Origin of the sequence: Hymenobacter caeli, from assembly GCF_013294115.1 — a bacterium.
Taxonomy (GTDB): domain Bacteria; phylum Bacteroidota; class Bacteroidia; order Cytophagales; family Hymenobacteraceae; genus Hymenobacter; species Hymenobacter caeli.
Genome location: NZ_JABSNP010000016.1, coordinates 54,451 through 73,828, shown reverse-complemented (window position 1 = coordinate 73,828; position 19,378 = coordinate 54,451). Strand labels below are relative to the sequence as shown.

At 66.6% G+C, this 19,378-nt stretch carries 17 protein-coding genes and 1 riboswitch; of the genes, 12 read left to right on the top strand and 5 right to left on the bottom strand.

Going from position 1 to position 19,378, the window contains the following annotated elements:
- Positions 1–76 precede the first annotated feature (76 nt).
- Positions 77–562 (top strand): thioredoxin family protein, encoded by a 486-nt coding sequence (locus HNP98_RS15890; protein WP_173811150.1) that lies wholly within the window; start codon positions 77–79, stop codon positions 560–562.
- 152 nt (positions 563–714) lie between these two features.
- On the opposite strand, the gene HNP98_RS15885 is transcribed toward HNP98_RS15890, so the two are convergent.
- From HNP98_RS15885 to HNP98_RS15875, 3 genes are all read right to left on the bottom strand, one after another.
- On the bottom strand, positions 715–1,755 hold the full coding sequence (locus tag HNP98_RS15885; protein ID WP_173811202.1) for an LLM class flavin-dependent oxidoreductase: 1,041 nt from the start codon (positions 1,753–1,755) through the stop codon (positions 715–717).
- 227 nt (positions 1,756–1,982) lie between these two features.
- A complete protein-coding gene (locus HNP98_RS15880) occupies positions 1,983–2,693 on the bottom strand; it encodes a pirin family protein (RefSeq protein ID WP_173811149.1) in 711 nt (236 codons plus the stop codon).
- 69 nt (positions 2,694–2,762) lie between these two features.
- The gene (locus HNP98_RS15875; protein ID WP_173811148.1) at positions 2,763–3,479 is read right to left on the bottom strand and encodes a pirin family protein; all 717 of its coding nucleotides are present in this window, start codon (positions 3,477–3,479) and stop codon (positions 2,763–2,765) included.
- Positions 3,480–3,615: 136 nt separating this feature from the next.
- Between HNP98_RS15875 and HNP98_RS15870 the strand changes: the two genes are divergently transcribed.
- The 3 genes from HNP98_RS15870 (at position 3,616) to HNP98_RS15860 (ending at position 6,494) form a co-directional block, all read left to right on the top strand.
- The gene (locus tag HNP98_RS15870; RefSeq protein WP_173811147.1) at positions 3,616–4,026 is read left to right on the top strand and encodes an EVE domain-containing protein; all 411 of its coding nucleotides are present in this window, start codon (positions 3,616–3,618) and stop codon (positions 4,024–4,026) included.
- Positions 4,027–4,158: 132 nt separating this feature from the next.
- Positions 4,159–5,775: a hypothetical protein gene (locus HNP98_RS15865; protein ID WP_173811146.1), complete on the top strand. Its 1,617-nt coding sequence runs from the start codon at positions 4,159–4,161 to the stop codon at positions 5,773–5,775.
- A 143-nt stretch (positions 5,776–5,918) separates the two neighbouring features.
- Entirely contained in the window at positions 5,919–6,494 is a 576-nt protein-coding gene (locus tag HNP98_RS15860) for a DUF4252 domain-containing protein (RefSeq protein ID WP_173811145.1), read from the top strand.
- Between the two features lie 74 nt (positions 6,495–6,568).
- On the opposite strand, the gene HNP98_RS15855 is transcribed toward HNP98_RS15860, so the two are convergent.
- Positions 6,569–7,864, bottom strand: coding sequence for an aminopeptidase P N-terminal domain-containing protein (locus tag HNP98_RS15855; RefSeq protein ID WP_173811144.1), 1,296 nt, complete (start codon positions 7,862–7,864; stop codon positions 6,569–6,571).
- Positions 7,865–8,003: 139 nt separating this feature from the next.
- On the opposite strand from HNP98_RS15855, the gene HNP98_RS15850 reads away from it, so the two are divergent.
- Entirely contained in the window at positions 8,004–8,201 is a 198-nt protein-coding gene (locus tag HNP98_RS15850) for a hypothetical protein (RefSeq protein WP_173811143.1), read from the top strand.
- Positions 8,202–8,437: 236 nt separating this feature from the next.
- Here the strand turns inward: HNP98_RS15850 and HNP98_RS15845 are convergent, their stop codons facing one another.
- The gene (locus HNP98_RS15845; protein WP_173811142.1) at positions 8,438–8,980 is read right to left on the bottom strand and encodes a carboxymuconolactone decarboxylase family protein; all 543 of its coding nucleotides are present in this window, start codon (positions 8,978–8,980) and stop codon (positions 8,438–8,440) included.
- Between the two features lie 382 nt (positions 8,981–9,362).
- A riboswitch (SAM riboswitch) is annotated at positions 9,363–9,456 on the bottom strand.
- Between the two features lie 116 nt (positions 9,457–9,572).
- Between HNP98_RS15845 and HNP98_RS15840 the strand changes: the two genes are divergently transcribed.
- The 7 genes from HNP98_RS15840 (at position 9,573) to HNP98_RS15810 (ending at position 19,378) form a co-directional block, all read left to right on the top strand.
- Positions 9,573–10,619 (top strand): glycosyltransferase family 9 protein, encoded by a 1,047-nt coding sequence (locus HNP98_RS15840; RefSeq protein WP_173811141.1) that lies wholly within the window; start codon positions 9,573–9,575, stop codon positions 10,617–10,619.
- Between the two features lie 82 nt (positions 10,620–10,701).
- Positions 10,702–11,940 (top strand): M16 family metallopeptidase, encoded by a 1,239-nt coding sequence (locus tag HNP98_RS15835; RefSeq protein WP_173811140.1) that lies wholly within the window; start codon positions 10,702–10,704, stop codon positions 11,938–11,940.
- 9 nt (positions 11,941–11,949) lie between these two features.
- A complete protein-coding gene (locus HNP98_RS15830; protein ID WP_173811139.1) occupies positions 11,950–12,867 on the top strand; it encodes a YDG/SRA domain-containing protein in 918 nt (305 codons plus the stop codon).
- A 23-nt stretch (positions 12,868–12,890) separates the two neighbouring features.
- Positions 12,891–13,343: a YDG/SRA domain-containing protein gene (locus HNP98_RS15825; protein ID WP_173811138.1), complete on the top strand. Its 453-nt coding sequence runs from the start codon at positions 12,891–12,893 to the stop codon at positions 13,341–13,343.
- Positions 13,344–13,527: 184 nt separating this feature from the next.
- Positions 13,528–15,501 carry an LIC_10190 family membrane protein gene (locus HNP98_RS15820; protein WP_173811137.1) on the top strand — a complete coding sequence of 658 codons (1,974 nt, stop codon included), beginning with the start codon at positions 13,528–13,530 and terminating at the stop codon, positions 15,499–15,501.
- 130 nt (positions 15,502–15,631) lie between these two features.
- Positions 15,632–16,285, top strand: coding sequence for an O-methyltransferase (locus HNP98_RS15815; RefSeq protein WP_173811136.1), 654 nt, complete (start codon positions 15,632–15,634; stop codon positions 16,283–16,285).
- Positions 16,286–16,432: 147 nt separating this feature from the next.
- Complete coding sequence (locus HNP98_RS15810) at positions 16,433–19,378, top strand: TonB-dependent receptor (protein ID WP_173811135.1); 2,946 nt, start codon at positions 16,433–16,435, stop codon at positions 19,376–19,378.

Below are 19,378 nucleotides of genomic sequence, written 5' to 3'. Positions count from 1 at the left end.
CGCAGCGAGGAATCTGGGCCAAGCATTGCCGCAGATTCCTCGCTGCGCTCGGAATGACAATTTTTATTTCTTCCCCATGCTCCTCCGCGTTGCCCTTTTAGGGGCCCTGGCCGCCGCTCCCCTCCTTCCCGCCGCGGCCCAAACCGCGCCCACCACCGCGCCCGCTAAACTGGTGGCTAACTGGGGCCTTAATGATTTGGCCGCCGCCCAGGCGCAGGCCAAGGCCACCAATCGGCCCATTGTGGCCGTGTTTTCGGGCTCCGACTGGTGCGCGCCGTGCGTGAAGTACGAGCGCGAGGTGTTTGCCCAGCCCGCCTTCGTGGCCTACGCCAAGGACCGGCTGGTGCTGGCCCACTTCGACTACCCGCAGAAACCCCAGAACCAGCCCGCGCCCGCGCAACTCAAGCGCAACGAGGCGGCCAAGGCCCAACTGAACCGCGAGGGCGAGTTTCCGCTGGCCGTGGTGGTGGCGCCCGACGGCAAAATCCTGGGCAAGATTGGCTACGTCAGCGGAGGTCCCGCGGGCTTCGAGGCGTACTTGAAAACGCTGCTCGGCAAGTAGTTATTTCTGGAGAAAAAGGATGAAGAAAGGCCGTCATGCTGAGCGCAGTCGAAGCATCTCTACCGCGCAAGTAATCATGTTTACTGCTGCGGGAGAGATGCTTCGACAGGCTCAGCATGACGGCCTTTTCCGGCTACTTTTTAAACTAACAACTAAGCCGATACCAACGCCTCGCGCACCAGCGGCGCGACCCGCGTGCCGAGCAGCTCGATGCCGTGCAGCATTTTGGCGTGGGGCACCAGCAGGTTGGTCATCTGGATGGAGATGCGCGCCAGGCCGCCCAGCGACTCGCTGACAGCCAGCAGCTTGGCGGCCACCGTTTCGGGGTCGCCGATCATGAACGCGCCGCGGGGGCCCCGGGTGGCGTCGTACTGGGCCCGCGTGGGCGGCGCAAAGCCGCGCTCCTGGCCAATGGTGGTGAACATTTTGGCGTAGCCGGGGTAGAAATCGTCGGCCGCCTGCTGGGTGGTGTCGCCCACGAAGCCGAAGACGTGGATGCCCACTTTTAGCTGCGCGGCGGGGTGGCCGGCGCGGCGGCCGGCCTCGCGGTACAGGTCCACGAGCGGGCGGAAGCGGTGGGGCTCGCCGCCGATGATGGCAACCATGAGCGGCAGGCCCAGGGTGCCGGCCCGCACGAACGACTCGGGCGTGCCGCCCACGCCCAGCCAGATGGGCAGCTTCTCCTGCACCGGCCGCGGGTAAATGCCCTGGTTTTTGAGCGGGGCCCGGTGCCGGCCCGACCACGTGACGGTGGCGTTGTCGCGGATTTTCAGCAGCAAGTCCAGCTTTTCGGTGAAGAGCGAGTCGTAGTCGTTCAGGCTGAGGCCAAAGAGCGGGAAGGCCTCCGTGAACGAGCCGCGGCCCACCACCAGCGAGGCGCGGCCCTGCGAGAGCAGGTCGAGCGTGGCAAAGTTCTGGAACACGCGCACCGGGTCGTCGGCGCTGAGCACGGTCACGGCGCTGTTGAGGCCGATGCGCTTGGTGCGGGCCGCGGCGGCCGCCAAAATCATGGCCGGGGCCGCGTCGAGGAAGTCGGGCCGGTGGTGCTCGCCGATGCCGAACGTGTCGAGGCCCACCTCGTCGGCCAGCACAATTTCCTCCAGCAGCTGCTGCATCCGGTCGGCCGGGGCAATGGCGCGGCCCGTGGCCGGGTCGGTGCCCGCCGCCACGAAGTTGTCAATGCCGATTAACAATTGCTTGCTCATGGGTTTATGTGGTTGAAAGGCTACGGTGAGGGAAATGAACGGGCCATGCAGGCAAGCCATTCAAAGGAGTTATAAAAGACCGTCATGCCGAGCGCAGTCGAGGCATCTCGCGTGCTGAACTAACTCAATCGATGGTTTACTGCGGTACGCGAAATGCCTCGGCTGCGCTCGGCATGACCGCCTTTCTCTCGCTAATTCAACTAAAAGCCAGGTGTTTAGTGGTTAATGGGGGCCTCAATGAGCAAAAACCGCGCGTCGGCGCTGGTTTCGAGGCGGATGGCATCCGTGTCCCAGATGCCCAGGCTGTCGCGCGTGCCCACTTCCTGGCCGGCCACGGTCACGGTGCCGCTGATGACGAACAGGAACACCAGCTTATTCAGCGGCTTGAGGGCGTAGTCCACCGCGGTGGGCTGCTCGTAGTGGCCCAGCGAGAGCTTGGCGTTCTGGTTGATCCAGCAGTGGGCCTGGCCTTCCTCGTTGCTCACGATGGTGGTGAGCTGGTTGCGGCGCTTCTCCTCCGGGAACTGGCGGCGCTGGTAGCGGGGCCCCACGTTTTGCAGCTTGGGCTCGATCCAGATTTGCAGGAAGTTCACCTCGTCCTCGCCCACGTTGTACTCCTCGTGGCGCAGGCCCGCGCCGGCGCTCATGATTTGCACGCCGCCGGGCGTTATCACCTCCGAGTAGCCCAGCGAGTCCTTGTGGTTCATGGAGCCAGCCAGCAGCACGGAAATGATTTCCATGTTGGCGTGCCCGTGGGTGCCGAAGCCGCCGCCGGGCTGCACAAAATCGTCGTTGAACACCCGCAGCAGCCCGAAGCCGTTGCGCAGCGGGTTGGCGTAGGAGCTGAAGCTGAGCGTGAAGTTGCTTTGCAGCCAGCCGATGTCTTTGAGGCCCCGGTCGGCGGCGCGGGTGAGGTGGGTTTGCATGTACTTGATGTTGAACGTTAATGGACAGCAATTGCCGGGTAGCCGACGCAAAGCCGGCCGCCCGGGCCCCTAGCCGAGCATGGGCACTTCCATCAGCAACAATTCGGCGCTGCTGTCGGCCTTGATGGCGAGCTTGTCAACTTCCCAGAGGCCGAAGCCGTCGCGGCGGTGCAAGGCCTGGCCGTTGATGGTGACGTCGCCGGCCAGCACAAAGGCGTACACGCCGTTGCCGGCCTGCTTGAGCTTGTACTCGGTTTCGAAGCCCGCGTCGAGGTTGCCGAGGTGGAACCAGGCGTCCTGGTGCAGCCACACGCCGGCGTCGTCGGGGCTGGGCGATACCACTTGCAGCAGTTGGTTGCGGCGGGCTTCGGGCAGAAAAGTTTGCTGGTCGTAGCGCGGGGCCACGTTCTGCGCGTTGGGGATCACCCAGATTTGCAGGAACTTGACGGTTTCCTTCGGGCTGTGGTTTTTTTCGGAGTGGGCCACGCCGGTGCCGGCGCTCATCACCTGCACGTCGTTTTGGCGAATCACGGTTTTGTTGCCCATCGAGTCCTGGTGCTCCAGGTCGCCGGCCAGCGGGATGGAAATGATTTCCATGTTTTGGTGCGGGTGGCGTCCGAAGCCCATGCCCCCGTGCACGGTGTCATCGTTGAGCACGCGCAGGGCCCCGAAGTGCATCCGGTTGGCGTCGTGGTAGTTGGCGAAGCTGAAGGTGTGGTACGAGTCGAGCCAACCGTGGTTGGCGTGGCCGCGGGTGGCGGCGGGGTGCAGAACGGTGCGGGCCATGAGGGCAGGGAGGAATAGTTTTGGAGATAAAACCGGGGCGGCGGCCGTGGGCAGCGCGCAACCGGTTTGCAAATGTATATACATTTAATGTACATACATGGTTTCACTAAAATCTATTTTTCGCTTCTTTCCCGCCATGAACTACTGGCTCGTCAAATCCGAACCCGAGGCCTATTCCTGGGCCGACTTCCTGCGCGACGACGGCACGGCCTGGACCGGCGTGCGCAACTACCAGGCCCGCAACAACCTGAGCCTCATGCAGCCCGGCGACCAGGTGCTCTTTTACCACAGCGTGAGCGAGAAGGCCGTGGTGGGCCTGGCCGAGGTGGCCGCCCCGGCCGCGCCCGACGCTACCGCTGACGCCGACGGCCCCTGGGTGGCGGTGGCCCTGCGCCCGGTGCGAGCCCTCGCGCGGCCCGTGGCGCTGGCCGCCCTCAAGGCCGACCCGCGGCTGGCCGAGCTGGCCCTGCTGCGGCAGTCGCGCCTGTCGGTGCTGCCCGTGCGGCCCGACGAGTTCGACCTCATCCTGGCGCTGGGCACCCCCTAGCCGGGGCCCGCAACGGCCGGCGGGCCGCCGCCGTAACATGGCGCGGCTTGCGTGCCCCCGCCGGGGGCCGTACCTTTAAAATACGGCCGCTGCCGGGGCCGCGTGGTTGGCCGGCAAGTAACTGCCTTCGGCATGAAAACACTGTACTTCCTGCTCCTGACGGCGGGCCTGCTGCTGGGCGCGGGGGGCCCGCTGCAAGCCCAGCGCCGCAAAGAGCCACCGCCCCCGCCGCCGCCCGGGGCCCCCACGCAGGCGGCCCGCCTCGAGCTGGAGCTGGACCCCAGCACCAGCGAGGCCCACGTGCAGCCCCTGCCCGCCGACAGCTCGGTGGTGCTGCTGCTGGGCCGCCCCAAGTCGCCGCTGAGCCGCGAGACGCTGTTCGCTTTTCAGCAGTACGACCACAACCTGCACCTGCGGGCCGAGCGGGCGGTGGAAGTACCCGCCGAGTTCAACTTCGTGCGCCTGTGCGCCGAGCCCAGCATCGTGTACGCCCTGTTCAGCTCGGTCGACAACCCCGGGCGGCTGCTGGTGGCCGCCTACGACGCCCGGGGCGGCCAGGCCCTGACGCAGGTGTTCGAAACCAAGATGGCCCGCGACGTATTGGAAATGAAGGCCTTGGATGGCCGCCTGTTTGCCACCGTGATGCTGGCCGACGGCCTGCACGTGACGGCCCTGCTGCTCGACGTGGCCACCGGCCGCCTGCAATTCCTCTCGTCGGTGTACGAGCAAATCCCTACCCAGCTCAGCTTCGTGGCCGATGCCGCCGCTGGCCGCGCCGAGTACGTCGTCACCCAAACCAACGGCCGCAAGAGCCGCCTGCTGCTCAAGCAGCTCACCGACCGCGGCCAGCTCGTCAGCTCCGAGTACGTGCAGGCCGAGAGCGAGCGGAGCCTCATCACGGCCCAGCTGAGCCCGCTCCAGGACACCAGCGCCCGCCTGCTGACGGGCACCTACTCGCTGCGCGACCCCGAGTACGCCCAGGGCCTGTTCGCCACCGACCTCAACGCCGACCCGGGCCTGCACTCGTCGCTGCGCTTCTACGATTTCCGGCGGCTCAAGCACTTTTTCGACTACCTCAACCCCGCCCACTTGGCCCGCCTCGAGCGCCGCAACGAGCGCATCGACGCCACCGCCGCCGAGCCCCAGCGCTGGCGCTACCGCCTGCTGCTGCACGAGCTGCTGCCCCAGGCCGACGGCGGCTACGTGCTGGCCGCCGAGGTGTACGCCCCCCACTACCGCAGCACCCCCTACGGCAACAGCCGCTACTACGGCCGCGGCCTGCCCGGCTACGCCGGGGCCCCCTTCGACCTGCCCACCGGCATGGGCAGCTACTACGGCAACCCCCGCACCGCCGACGGCTACCAGACCAGCCACGTGGTGGTGTGCGGCTTCGACCGGGCCGGCAACCTGCTGTGGGACAACACCTACGTGCTCAACGACGTGCACCGGCGCACCCTGGAGGAAACCGTGCGCCTGCTGCCCCTGCCCGACGGCCGCCTGGCCCTGGCCTACCTCTACGAAGACCAGCTGCACTACAAGCTGGTGGACCGCGCCGAACCGGGCCCCAACGACCTGGCCGTGCCCATCTTCACGCCGCCCGCCGATGCCCCCGGCAAGGTGCTCGATTCGGAGCCCGACGAGCTGCTGCCCTGGTACGGCACGCGCCTCGTGGCCAGCGGCTTCCAGCGCGTGCGCCGCCCCGGGAGCCCCGACCGCGACGTGTTTTTCCTGAACGCGGTGGCGTTTTGAACACACAATGAGCAATTGATAATGAGCAATTAATCGTTTCAATTGCCCACTGCTAACTGTTCACTGTACACTGAAATCCCAGGGCTGGCCCGGCGTTTGCGAAGCCGGCCCGGCGGCTGTTCACTTCCCGCCGCCCGCGCCCCATGCCAAAACGCCCGATTTTTCTCCTCGCTTCCTTTTTCATCGTGTGCCTGCTGCTGCTGGCGGGCTGCCGCGCCAGCGGCCCCGGCGGCGGGCAGACCCGCACCGTGGCTGCGTTTTTCAAGAAATACGAAGGCCAGCCCGGCTTCCACACCACCGCGTGGTCGGCCGACTTGCTCCAGCGCCTGGCCCTGGTGAAAGCCGCTAAACTGCTGGGCGGCTCCGACTTGAGCAACGCCATCACCAGCATCCGCTCGGCGCGGGTCATCAGCTTCGCGCCCACCACGGCCGCCGCCCGCGACCTGGCCCAGCAGGGCCTGCGCCAGGAGGCTGCCGGCGTGTTACAAAGCGAGAAGTATACTGCCCTGAGCCTTGGGGCCCCCGCCGCCAGCAGCTACCAGGTGTCCACGCGCGGCAGCGGCGACAAAGTGACGGAGTTTGCCGCCACCGGCCAGCTTCCCGACGCGGCCGACTCGTTCGTACTCGTGGCCGTGGACGGTAATTTCAGCCGTTCCGAGGTGGAAGTTCTCAGCAAGTACTTGCCCGCGCTGGTGCAAGCAACGGGGAAAGGCGATTAAGAATTATCAATGAAGAATGAGGAGTTAAAAATGCCCGTCTGAACCACCAGACGGGCATTTTTAACTCCTCATTTTTAATTTCCCTGCTGCATCAGGCGCTCGATGTCGTCGGCTTCAAGCGGGATGCTGGCCATCAGGTTTTCGTTGCCGTCGGCGGTGAGGAGATAGTCGTTTTCGAGGCGGATGCCCAGGTTTTCGTCGGGGATGTAGATGCCCGGCTCGATGGTGTAGACCATGCCCGGCTCGAAGGTGCGGTACTTGGCGCCCACGTCGTGCACGTCGAGGCCCAGGTAGTGGCTGGTGCCGTGCATGAAGTACTTTTTGTAGAGCGGCTGGTCGGGGTTTTGGGCGGCTACGTCCTCGGCTTTCAGCAGGCCGAGCTTGGTGAGTTCCTGCTCCATTTTTTCACCCACGCTCTTGTGGTAGGCTTCGATTTCGTTGCCGGGGCGCAGTTGGGTTTCGGCGTAGCGCATCACGGCCAGCACCGATTCGTAGACCTCGCGCTGGCGGGGGCTGAACTTGCCGCTGACCGGGATGCTGCGGGTGAGGTCGGCGGCGTAGTTGGCGTACTCGGCGCCGAAGTCCATCAGAATTACGTCGCCGGCCTGGCACTGCTCGTCGTTGGTGGTATAGTGCAGCACGGTGGCGTTTTTACCGCTCCCGATGATGCTGCCGTAGGCGGGGCCCCGGCTGCGGTTGCGCAGGAACTCGTGCACGATTTCGGCCTCAATCTCGAACTCCCACACGCCCGGCCGCACGAAGCCCAGCACCCGCCGCAGCGCTTTTTCGGTGATGTTGCAGGCCGTGCGCAGGGCCTCCACCTCCTGGGGCCCCTTGATGGCGCGCAGCCGGTGCAGCAGCGGCGCGGCGCGGCGGTAGGTGTGCAGCGGGTACTGCGCCTGGATGGCCTTGATGAAGCGGGCGTCGCGCGTTTCCACGTCCACCACGGACCGGATGTGCTCGTTCGAGTTCAGATACACTTGCTCGGCCTCGTTCATCAGGGCGGGCAGCACGGTTTTGAAGCTCTCCAGCCACATAATGGTGGGGATGCCCGCGTTTTGGCGGGCCTGCTCCTTGGTCAGCTTGTGGCCTTCCCACACCAAAATCAGGTCCGAAGTTTCCTTCAGAAACAGGATTTCGCGGTGGCTTTCGAGCCGCGCGTTGGGCGCCAGTACGAGGATGCTTTCCTCCTGGTCGACGCCCGTGAGGTAGAACAAGTCGCTGCTCTGCCGGAAGCCCATCGAGCCGTCGGCGTTGGTGGGCATCACGTCGTTGGACTGGAAAATGGCCAACGAATTGGCCGGCAGCAGCTCGCGGAAGCGGCGGCGGTTTTCAACAAAAAGCTCGGGGGCCAGGGGGGCGTAGCGCATAGCGGCGGTGAGGTGGGTTAGGGGCCGCAAGTTAGCGGCGTAGCGGGCGGCCCGGGGGCCCCGGCGCAGGGCGTTCCGGCGGCGGACTGTAAGTTGCCGCCGCAAGCGCCCCTTCCCCAACCACTAGTTGCCGCCTCCCATGAAAAAATTCACCTTGCCGCTGGTGCTGAACTCATTGTTTATGCTGTTCGCGCTGCGCGGTTTCCTGCACGCCCTGGCCACGCACGAGCCCTGGCGCATCGCCACGGCAGCAGCGGGCTTGGCCATTGCGGTAGGGCTGGCAGTGGCGCTTGGGCTGGCCATGAAAAAGGACGCCGCGGCCGGTAAGGCGGCTTAGCGGCTATTTGAGTTAACGCCCGTACGCTGTAGGGACGCATCCTTGCGTTTCAGAGTTGAACGGTAGAATCGAAAGCCGTTGGACAAGTCGTTCAATCCTGAGACGCAAAGATGCGTCTCTACACCGTTCCAGGAGTCAAAAAACTAAGGTAGTCCTAAATATTTAGGCCCTCCAGCAACAAACAGGGCGCTTTTCCAGCCGGGAAAGCGCCCTGTTTTACGTTAAGCTGCTGCCACTTACGCCTCCTGCTCCTGCAAAGCGGGCCAGTCGATGGGCACTTGGGCGATGTGCTGCACGTAGTTGTTGAACGTGTTCAGGGCCACGAAGCCGATGAGTTCCACCAGGGCAGCCTTGCTGTAGCCGGCGGCGAAGAAGCGGTCGAGGCTGGCGGGGGCGGGGCGGCCGTTGCTGGCCACTACGTCGAGGGTGAGGGCGGCCACGGCGTCGAGCTTGGCGTCGCCGGTGCGGGCGGTGCGCACGCCGCGGGTTTCGGCTTCGCTCAGGCCCTGGAGCTGGCCCACGGTGGTGTGGGCGGCGATGCAGTAGGCGCAGGCGTTGGCTTCGGAAGCGGCGAGGTAGATGGCTTCGATTTCGCGGCCGTCCAGCTCGCCCTTGGCCAGGGCCGCGCCGAAGCCGATGGAGCCGTTGAGGGCCGCCGGCGAGTGGGCGAACGTGGCGTAGAGGTTGGGCACGAAGCCCAGTTTGCCGTGCAGGCCGTCGTAGGTGGGCTGGGCGGCGGCGGGGGCCTGCGCGCGGGGCAATACTTCGAGGTGGGGCATGAGGAAGTTAAGAAATGTAAAAATTAAAGATGTGAAAATGGGAAATTACCCCGTCCTTTTCTCGCTGTTTTTCATTCACTGCCGAATAATTAATCAATCTTTCCGGCGAACCAGCCCGGCGCGCCAACGCGCACCGGCCAGCCCGGCGGGCCGAACGCATTAACTACCCACGGGTGAAGAAAAATGGCCGCCAGACGCATGCGCCGCTAACCGCGGCGGCACCGGGGACGCGGCCCGCGGGCCCGCGCCGGTAGCCGGGGAAAGTCGAGTGGCCTCAACAACCCCGGCCGGGCATCGTTGGGGCCCAACACCGCTGGACCGGGACCAGGGGAGTGAGCAGAGACGTACCGAACGGGGAGCAATGGGGGCGCATGGCAATTCGTTTTTATATGGTCAGGAATTGGCACCGTGCCAGCGGGTAGCTGGGGGTTGCCGGCGGTTCGTCGAGCCTGTCTCTCCGCGCCTCTCTATAAAAACAATCCTTTCAGAAAGAACTGCTGCGCCAAAGGTAAAGCGCTGGTTTTAGATTTTCCAAATCGGGCCTTGGGCAAAGGCCGGCTGCGCCCGTAGTTTTGGGCCCCTTACCCGCGCCATGCTCCAGCTTCACCCGCCCATCCTCCTCATCCAAACGGCTTTCATCGGCGACGTGATTCTGGCCACGGCCCTAATCGAATACCTCGCCCAAACCGAGCCCGCCACGCCCGTGGACGTGCTGGTGCGGCGCGGCAACGAGGAGCTGCTGCGCGGCCACCCGCACGTCCGGCAGGTGCTCATCTGGGACAAGAAGCACGGCAAGTACGCCGCCCTGTGGCAGCTGTTGCAACGGGTGCGGGCCGGCGGCTACGGCCGCGTGGCCACGTTGCAGCGCTACGCCAGCACGGGGTTCCTCGCGGCGTTTTCGGGGGCCCCGGCGCGGGCGGGGTTCGCCGAAAACCCGTTCAGCCGGTGGTTCACGCGGCGCGTGCGGCACGTCGTGGGCAACGGCACCCACGAGGTGCAGCGCAACCTGGCCCTGGTGGCCCCGGTGCTGAGCCAGAATCCGCGCCACCAGCGCCGGGGGCCCCGCCCGGCCGCCCAGCCCCTGGTGGCGCCCCGCCTCTACCCCACCGCCGCCGACGAGGCCGCCGCCGCGCCCTACGCCGCCGCGGGGCCCTATGTGTGCCTGGCCCCCACGTCGGTGTGGTTCACCAAGCAGTACCCCGAAAGCAAGTGGCTGGAACTGCTGGCCGCCTTGCCGCCCGGCCTGCGCGTGTACCTGCTCGGGGGCCCGCCCGACGCGCCCGCCTGCGACCGCCTGGCCGTGGCCAGCGGCCGCCCGAACGTCGTCAGTTTGGCCGGGCAGCTGGGCCTGCTGGCCTCGGCCGCCCTGCTGCGCGGGGCCCGCATGAACTACGTGAACGACTCGGCCCCGCTGCACCTGTGCTCGGCGGTGGGGGCCCCGGTCACGGCGGTGTTTTGCTCCACGGTGCCCGCGTTCGGGTTCGGGCCGCTGGGCCCGGCGGGGCGCGTGGTCGAAACCCGGGAGCCGCTGGACTGCAAGCCCTGCGGCCTGCACGGGCACGCGGCCTGCCCGCTGGGCCACTTTCGCTGCGCCTACACCATTGCCGTGGAGCAGCTGCTGGAGCCGCTGGGCACCTAACCCCGCCCCCTCCCCACCGGGAAGGGGCGGGGCGCTACGCCAAGTGAAACCTCCGGCCGGCGGCGGTAGTTTTGTGGTCTCTATGATTGATTACGATATCCACGAGTACCCCAACGGCATCCGGCTGCTGCACAAGCAGGTGCCGCACACCAAAATCGCGCACTGCGGCTTTTTGCTCGACATCGGCTCGCGCGACGAGGGCCCCCACCAGCAAGGCCTGGCCCACTTCTGGGAGCACATGGCCTTCAAGGGCACCCGCAAGCGCAAGTCGTTCCACATCCTCAACCGCCTCGAAACCGTGGGCGGCGAGCTGAACGCCTACACCACCAAGGAAAAAATCTGCTTCTACGCCACGCTGCTCAGCACCCACTTCGAGCGGGCCTTTGAGCTGCTCACCGACCTCACGTTCAATTCTACCTTTCCCGGCCGCGAATTGGAGAAGGAGCGCGGCGTGATTCTGGAGGAGATGAGCATGTACCAGGACGCGCCGGAGGACGCCATCGTCGACGACTTCGACGCCGTGGTGTTCGGCCAGCACCCGCTGGGCGTCAACATCTTGGGCACCCGCGAAAGCGTGAGCGGCTTCACGTCCGACGACTTCCACGCGTTTTATAACGAGAACGTGCGCACCGACCGGCTGGTGTTCAGCTCGGTGAGCAACCTGCCTTTTAAGGAAGTGAAGCGGCTGGCGGACAAGTTTCTGGGCGACCTGCCGGCGCGGCGGGGGCCCCGGCCGCGCCAGGATTTTGCCGGCTACGCGCGCAAAACCCAGCTCGAAAGCCGGCCCATCAGCCAGGCGCACTGCCTGGTGGGGGGCCCCGCCTACCCGCTGGCCGACGCCCGCCGCATCCCGTTTTTCATGCTGAATAACATTCTTGGGGGCCCCGGCATGAACTCGCGCCTCAACCTGGCCGTGCGCGAAAAATACGGCCTGGTGTACACCATCGACAGCACCTACTCGCCCTACACCGACACCGGTTTGTTCGGCATCTACTTCGGCACCGAGGGCAAGCAGGTGAAGCGCACCCTGGGCCTGGTGCAGAAGGAGCTGAAGCTGCTGCGCGACAAAGCCCTGACCACCACGCAGCTGCACGTGGCCAAAAACCAGCTCATGGGCCAGCTCGCCATGAGCGAGGAAAGCAACTCGGGCCTGATGCAGCTGCTCGGCAAGAGCACCCTCGACCTGGGCCGCGTGGAGCCGCTGAGCGAAATCTTCGGCCAAATTGAGCAGGTGACGGCCCCGGACCTGCTCGCCATGGCCAACGAGCTGCTCACCGACGAGCACCTGAGCGTGCTGCAATACCTGCCGGAGGGGAAATAACGGGGCGCGATGGCAAAGCTCCCGTTCGTGTTTGGGCCCATTGCCGGCGTAGCGCCCGGCCACGAGTTCCGCAACCGCCTGGAGCTGCACGGCGCGGGCGTGCACGCCCAAACGCAGGCGGGCATCAGCGCCCGGCAGGGCGAGGGCGCGGCGTCCATTGTGCTGTCGGGCGGCTACGAAGACGACGTGGACTTTGGCGACGTCATCATCTACACTGGCCGCGGGGGACGCAGCGCCGAAAGCAACCGGCAAGTAGCCGACCAAACCTTGACTGGTGCCAACCTGGAGTTGGTGCGCAATTGCACCGCGGGCCTGCCGCTGCGCGTGACGCGCAAAATAGAGGGCCGCAGCGGCAGCTTCTACCGCTACGACGGCCTTTACCGCGTGGCTAGCTATTGGGCCGAGTTGGGTAAATCGGGCCACCGCGTGTGGCGCTTCCGGCTGGAACTATTGCCAGCAGGATTGCTAACCGACGGCGGGCCGTCAGTCGCAGAATCCAATTCCCCGAATTTGTTTGAAGCAGCAGAGCCCGTCCTGGCCTACGGCCCGGCCCCGCGCCGGGCCAGTACCGTGCTACGCGTTGTGCGCGACACAGCCGTTAGCCGCCGCGTGAAGGCCCTGCACGACTACCGCTGCCAGGTGTGTGGGGTGCAGCTGCGCGGCGCGGTACCCTATGCGGAAGCGGCCCACATTCGCCCGCTGGGGGCCCCGCACCACGGCCCCGACGCCCTCGCTAATGTCTTGTGCCTGTGCGCCAACCACCACGTATTATTTGATTTAGGCAGCTTTGGCATCAACGATAACCTACAATTATTGGGTTTGCCAGGCCGGCTCATCACGCAAAAAAAGCACGTGGTTGGCACCGACTTTTTGGCTTATCACCGGGGGCATTTTTACGAGCCGTTAGCCGATGGAAAGCCGTCGTAACTAATTGTAGTGACGCTACCGATATGATGGCGCTACCGACCTTTGGGCCCATCGGCACGGCGCAGCCCGGCGACTTGTTTGCCTCGCGCCTCGCGCTGGCCGACGTTGGGCAGCACCGGCCGCGGCGGACGGGCGTGTGCGCCACGGCCCAGCACGGGGCCGAGAGCCTCGTTCTGGCCGACCAGTACGAGGACGACGAAGTCCACGCCGATTACTTCTGGTACGCCGGGCACGGCGGGCGCGGCCCCAAGTCGGGCCGCCAGGTAACCGACCAGGACTTCAACCACCGCAACCAGGGCCTGGCCCGCAGCCAGGAAACGGGCCGGCCGGTGCGGGTATTCCGGCGCATTGCCCCGGCCCCGGCGGCCCGGCAGTTTCGCTACGAAGGACTTTTTCAGGTGGCCGACCATACCTACGTCACTGGCAAGTCGGGCTACAAGGTGTGGCGGTTCCGGCTGGAGCCGTGGCGGGGGTGAGCCCGCCGGGCCCGGCCCCACGGACGCTTTTTGGGCGGCGGGAAGGCGGCGGCACCCGGCATTTTTACTTGCGCGGCGGGCACCTGGCGTACGGCCGGCCGATGCTGGCAAGCGTACGGCTTGGTTTAACTTATGGTAGAATGAATATTTATTCTGTTATTGGTTAAATCTTTACCTCCCACGCATGGCTATTTTGGTACTGGCGGGCTTGTACGCGCTGCTCTTGCCGCTGGGGCTGGGCTATTGGTTTTTGCGCTTCGTGCGGTTCTGCCTGCGGCTGACGGACGACGGGCCGGTGGCGGCCCTCACGACCTGGCTGGGCGGCCTGGCCCTGCTCACGGTGCTGCTGGAGGCGTGGTCGCTGGCGGGGCCGGTGCACACGGGGGCCCACCTGGCGGCGGCGGGCGCGGCGGCTACCGGCCTGTGGCAGCCGGCCACGCGGCAGCTGCTGCGGCGGCAGTGGGCCCGGGCGCGGCAGCTGCACGGCGCGGTGCTGGCCCTGGGCGGGCTGCTGGCCCTGGTGGCGCTGGCCGTGGCCACCATGCCGCCCATCAACATCGACACGGGCTACTACCACGCCCAATCGGTGCGGTGGCTGGAGGAGATGGGCGTGGTGCCGGGCCTGGCCAACCTGGAGCTGCACATCGGCTTCAACTCGGCGTGGTTCGTGCCGGAGGCGCTTTTCAGCTGGGGGCGCTACGTGGGCAGCCCGTTGCAGGTGCTGAACACGGTCTTTTTCGTCTTGTTCGGCTGGTACGGGCTGGTGGGGCTGGACCAGTTGTTCAAGGGCCGGTGTGGGCCGGCCGACGCGGTGCGCTTCGTGCTGGCGGCCTTCGCGGTATTTTGGCTGCTCGACGACTTGCCCTCGCTCTCGCCGGACCCGGCCGTGACGCTGCTCGTCTTCTTTGCCCTGGCGCAGGCCCTGGCCCTGCCGCCGCCCCGGCCCGGGCAGCCGCTGGGCACGGGCCACGCGGCCGTTATCCTGCTGAGCGTGCTGGCCGTCACCGTCAAGCTGTCCACGCTGCCGCTGCTGCTGCTGGCCCTGTGGTGGGTGGGGCGCTCGGGGGCCCTGCTGAACGGGCGGTTCATGGGGGTGCTGAGCCTATTGGCCGTGGCCATCGTGGCCCCGTGGCTGGCCCGCAACTACGTCATCAGCGGCTACCTGGTGTTTCCCGTCACCGCCCTCGATTTTTTCAACCCGAGCTGGAAGTTTCCGCTGGCCGAGCTGCGCCTGCACCAGGACTACATCCGGGAGTACGCGCGTAATTCCGACTTCTACAACCAAATCAGCGTGCACGACAAGTCCTGGCAGTTCTGGCTGCCGCTGTGGTGGCAGCAGCAGTACCGGGCCAACCAAGTGGCGCTGCTGGCCGTGCCGCTGCTGCTGCCGGGCAGCCTGCTGCTGGGGCGCGGGCAGTACCGGCGCGGGCACCTGCCCCAGGCCCCCCAGGTGCTGGTGGCGGGGGCGGTGGCGGTGGGCGGCGCGGCGTTCTGGTTCGGGCTGGCCCCGGCGTTTCGGTTCGGCTACGGCTTTTTGCTGGCCCTGGTGGCGCTGCTGCTGCTGCCCTGGCTGTGGGCCGCGGCCCGGCGCGGGGCCCGGCCGCTGGCCTGGGGCCTGGCGCTGGCCGCGGCGGGGGTGCTGGTGGCCAGCCCGGTGCTCATCGAGTACCGCCACTACATCATCGCGCCCGCCCTCAACCGCCTCGAATACGCCGACATCCTGCACCGCTTGCCCGCGCCCGCCGACCAGGCCTTTGTGCGCAGCCAGTTCCCGCGGGCGTTCCACAACGCGTTTTGGGAGAAGAAACGCCGGCCCCTGCTCGAACGGGCGCGGCTGGTGCGGCTGCTGGCCCGCTCGGGCGGCTTCCGGGGCTACAGCGGCCTCGACGGCCTGACCGGGCGCAGCGGCCTGCTGGGCCTGCCCGAGCGGCTGGTGTGGCCCGCCCCCTACCCCGTCATCGCGGTGCAGGCCGTGGCCCTGGCCCCCGGCAACCCCGTGTGGGTGCTGCAAAACCGGGCCGACAAGATTCCCTGGTACGCGCCCTTCCCGTTTGCGGCCCGCCGCCGGCAGTACGTGGCCCGGGGCCCGCGCCTGGCCGATGGCTTCGCGGCCCGGGTGGTGCCCATCCGCAACTGGCGGCGGGAAGCGCGGTGGTAGTTTTGCCCGCCCCCGGGCCCCGCGCCCGCCTGGGTAGGTAGTCGAAAGCCAGCGGGCGGCCCGTTGGCCGGCCGCAGTTCGCCGGGCCCCGCCCACTGCCAACAAGCCGCTCACTCCATCCGCTACCGCCTTGGCTTCCCCGACCGAGCACTACGCCGCCGCCCACACCGCGCCCGAGCCGCCGCTGCTGGCCCGCCTCACCCGCGAAACCCACCTGCAAACCCTGCTGCCGCGCATGAGCAGCGGCCACGTGCAGGGGCGCTTTTTGAGTATGCTGAGCCATTTGCTGGGGCCCCGGCGCGTGCTCGAAATCGGCACCTTTTGCGGGTACGCCACCCTGTGCCTGGCCGAGGGTTTGGCCCCGGACGGCCACCTGCACACCATCGAAATCAACCCCGAGCGGGAGGCGCGCATCCGGCGCTACGTGGCGGCGGCCGGCCTGGCCGGGCGCGTGACGCTGCACATCGGCGACGCGCACGACGTTTTGCCCGGGTTGGCCGACGAAGTGTGGGACCTGGTCTTTATTGACGCCGATAAGCGGCACAACCTGGCTTACTTCGAGGCCGTTATCGGCCACGTGCGGCCGGGCGGGTTGCTTATCGTTGACAATGTGCTGTGGAGCGGCAAGGTGCTGCCGGGCCACGCGCTGAAGCCCGGCGACAAGGACACGCCCGCCGTACAAGCCTTCAACGACCACGTGGCCCGCGACCCGCGCGTGGCGCCCGTGCTGCTGCCCCTGCGCGACGGCCTGCTGCTGCTGCGCAAGAAAGGACCACAGATTTAGCGGATTTTTAACGGATTCAACGGATTTTTTGGGGCTCCGCATCTTTATACGATTTGCTTTTGCGTGATGAAAACAATACAGAACCTACTGGCGCGGGCCCCCAGAAAATCCGTTAAATCCGCTAAAAATCCGTTAAATCTGTGGTCCTTGCTGCCGCTCTTGCTGCTGGGCCCCGCGGCGGCCCATGCCCAAACCACCGCCGTGCCCGTGAGCGGGCGCGTGGCCGATGGCAAGGACCAGAGCCCGCTCATCGGGGCCAACGTATTGCTGATTCACCTGCCCGACTCGGCCCGCAGCGGCGTGGCGGCCGACGCCCAGGGCGCGTTTCAGTTCGACAACGTGGCCCCCGGGCGCTACCTGCTCGACGCCTCGTTTGTGGGCTACCAGCGCCTGCGCCAGGCCGTGACGGTGGGCACCGAGCCGCTGCGGCTGGGCACGCTGGCCCTGGCGGCGGGCGGCGTGCAGCTCAAAAGCGTGGTGGTGACGGCCGAGGCCCGGCTGTCGAGCCAGAAGGGCGACACGACCCAGTTCAACGCCCGGGCCTTCAAAACCAACCCCGACGCCACGGCCGGCGACCTGCTCCAAAAGATGCCCGGCGTGACGGTGGGCACCGACGGCAAGGTGCAGGCCCAGGGCGAAACCGTGCAGCAGGTGCTGGTGGACGGCAAACCCTTCTTCGGCACCGACCCCGACGCGGTGCTCAAAAACCTGCCCGCCGACGCCATCGACAAGATTGAGGTGTTCGACCAGCGCAGCGAGCAGAGCCGGTTTTCGGGCTTCGACGACGGTAACACCACCAAGACCATCAACGTGGTGACGAAGCAGGAGTACCGCAACGGCAGCTTCGGGCGCGTGGTGGGCGGCGTGGGGCCTTCAGGCCAGACCGACGCGGCCCAGAACGACGCGGTGCGCTACCGGCTGAACGGCAACATCAACAACTTCCACGGCGACCAGCGCGTGTCGGTGCTGGCGCAGAGCAACAACGTGAACGAGCAGAACTTCGGCACCGACGACCTGCTGGGCGTGGTGGGCAACTCGAACCAGGGCGGCGGGGGCCGCGGGGGTGGAGGCGGCGGCGGTGGGGGCGGCGGCGGGGCCTCCAACAACTTTTTGGTGAACCAGAGCGGCGGCATCACCAAAACCAACGCCCTGGGCCTGAACTACTCGAACAGCTGGAACAAGAAAACCGAGCTGACGGGCAGCTACTTTTTCAACCGGGCCGACAACCGGGTGCTCAGCAACACGCAGCGCTACTACGTGACGGCGGCCAACACCACCTACACCCAGGACGCCAACACGGGCAGCGTGAACACCAACAACCGCTTCAACCTGCGCCTGGAGCACCAAATCGACTCGGCCAACTCGCTGCTGTTCATCCCGCGCCTGAGCTACCAGGTGAACGACGGCACCAGCACCTTGCAGGGCCTGACGGCCAGCGGCGGGGTGGCCCAAAGCCAGATTAACTCCGACTACGCGGCCAAGTACCGGGGCGTGAACACCAGCGGCACCTTGCTGCTGCGCCACCGCTACCGCCGCGCGGGCCGCACCCTTTCGCTGAATCTGAGCGGCGGCTACAACAACAAAAACGGCAACTCCGACCTGCTCACCACCAACACCGGCTCGCCGAACGCCAACCTCAACCAGCACAGCGACCTGGCCCAGTACGGCAGCAACGCGGGGGCCAATCTGGCCTACACCGAGCCGCTGAGCAAGCGCGACCAGCTCCAGGCCAACTACAGCGTGAACTACGCGCCCAACAACTCCGACAAGCGCACGCTGGACTACGCCGACGCCGGCCGGCAGAGCGCGCGCCTCGACACGGCCCTGAGCAACGTGTTTCAGAACTATTACCTCACGCAGGCGGGCGGCCTGAGCTACCGGCACGTGACGCCCAAGTACCAGGGCAGCCTGGGCGTGGCCGGCCAGTACTCGGAGCTGATGAGCACGGCGCAGTTCCCGCGGCCCGGCACGGGGCGCTACACCTACGTGAACCTGCTGCCCCAGGCCATGCTGAACTACCGGTTTTCGCGCCAGAAAAACCTGCGCTTCTTCTACCGCACCAGCACCAACCCGCCCAGCATCAGCCAGCTGCAGGCCGTGGTAAACAACTCCAACCCCTTGCAGCTCACCATCGGCAACCCCAACCTGCGGCAGGAATACGCCCACTCGGCGGTGCTGCGCTACTCGGCCTCGAACCTGGCCAAGTCGAGCAACTTCTTCGCCCTGCTCTCGGGCTCGTTCACCCAGAACCCGATTGCCAACCGCACCATCGTGGCCGCCCGCGACACCACCGTGATGCCCGAGGGCGCGGGCGCGGTGGCGCTGCCCGCCGGCGGCCAACTCATCCAGCCCACCAACCTGAGCCAGGAGTACAACGTGCGCACCCAGGCCAGCTACGGCCGGCCCATCACGGCCATCAAGACCAACCTGAACGTGAACCTGAACGCCAGCTTCGCCCAGAGCCCGGGCATCGTGAACGGGGGCCTGAACTACGCCCGCACGCCGGCCCTGGGCGCGGGCATCGTGCTCAGCTCCAACATCAGCCCGCAGCTCGACTTCACGCTCTCGACCAACGGCGCCGAGAACTACGTGCGCAACACGCTGCAAACCCGCCTCAACACGAATTATTACTCGCAGATAACGCGCCTGCGCCTGGGCTGGATTGTGGGCCCCGGCATCAACATCCAGACCGACGTGGCCCACCAGGCCTACGCCGGCCTCTCGGCGGGCTACAACCAGCAGTACATTTTGTGGAACGCCAGCCTGGGCAAGAAGGTGTTTCCGGGCCAGCGCGGCGAAATCAAAATCTACGCCTTCGACCTGCTGGGCCAGAACCGCAGCATCCAGCGCAACGTGACGGAGGCCTACTACGAAGACGTGCGCACCACCATTTTGCAGCGCTACTTCATGCTGATGTTCACCTACAACATCCGCAGCGGCAACGTGCAGGTGCCCACGGCCCCCGGCGAGGGCCGCCCCGGGCGCGGCGAAGGCGGCGGGCGGCGCGGCGGCTTCGGCCCGCCCGACGGCGGGGGGCCGCCTCCGGGCGGCGGGGGCCCCGGCGGGGGCGGCCCCCCGCCCGGCGGGGCATAG

Excerpts from the sequence above, each read along its gene's own strand:
- HNP98_RS15860 (WP_173811145.1), top strand. The coding sequence starts at position 5,919 with ATGCCAAAACGCCCGATTTTTCTCCTCGCTTCCTTTTTCATCGTGTGC.
- HNP98_RS15865 (WP_173811146.1), top strand. The coding sequence starts at position 4,159 with ATGAAAACACTGTACTTCCTGCTCCTGACGGCGGGCCTGCTGCTGGGC.
- HNP98_RS15840 (WP_173811141.1), top strand. The coding sequence starts at position 9,573 with ATGCTCCAGCTTCACCCGCCCATCCTCCTCATCCAAACGGCTTTCATC.
- HNP98_RS15835 (WP_173811140.1), top strand. The coding sequence starts at position 10,702 with ATGATTGATTACGATATCCACGAGTACCCCAACGGCATCCGGCTGCTG.
- HNP98_RS15820 (WP_173811137.1), top strand. The coding sequence starts at position 13,528 with ATGGCTATTTTGGTACTGGCGGGCTTGTACGCGCTGCTCTTGCCGCTG.
- HNP98_RS15830 (WP_173811139.1), top strand. The coding sequence starts at position 11,950 with ATGGCAAAGCTCCCGTTCGTGTTTGGGCCCATTGCCGGCGTAGCGCCC.
- HNP98_RS15870 (WP_173811147.1), top strand. The coding sequence starts at position 3,616 with ATGAACTACTGGCTCGTCAAATCCGAACCCGAGGCCTATTCCTGGGCC.
- HNP98_RS15825 (WP_173811138.1), top strand. The coding sequence starts at position 12,891 with ATGATGGCGCTACCGACCTTTGGGCCCATCGGCACGGCGCAGCCCGGC.
- HNP98_RS15845 (WP_173811142.1), bottom strand. The coding sequence starts at position 8,980 with ATGCCCCACCTCGAAGTATTGCCCCGCGCGCAGGCCCCCGCCGCCGCC.
- HNP98_RS15855 (WP_173811144.1), bottom strand. The coding sequence starts at position 7,864 with ATGCGCTACGCCCCCCTGGCCCCCGAGCTTTTTGTTGAAAACCGCCGC.
- HNP98_RS15880 (WP_173811149.1), bottom strand. The coding sequence starts at position 2,693 with ATGCAAACCCACCTCACCCGCGCCGCCGACCGGGGCCTCAAAGACATC.
- HNP98_RS15850 (WP_173811143.1), top strand. The coding sequence starts at position 8,004 with ATGAAAAAATTCACCTTGCCGCTGGTGCTGAACTCATTGTTTATGCTG.
- HNP98_RS15875 (WP_173811148.1), bottom strand. The coding sequence starts at position 3,479 with ATGGCCCGCACCGTTCTGCACCCCGCCGCCACCCGCGGCCACGCCAAC.
- HNP98_RS15890 (WP_173811150.1), top strand. The coding sequence starts at position 77 with ATGCTCCTCCGCGTTGCCCTTTTAGGGGCCCTGGCCGCCGCTCCCCTC.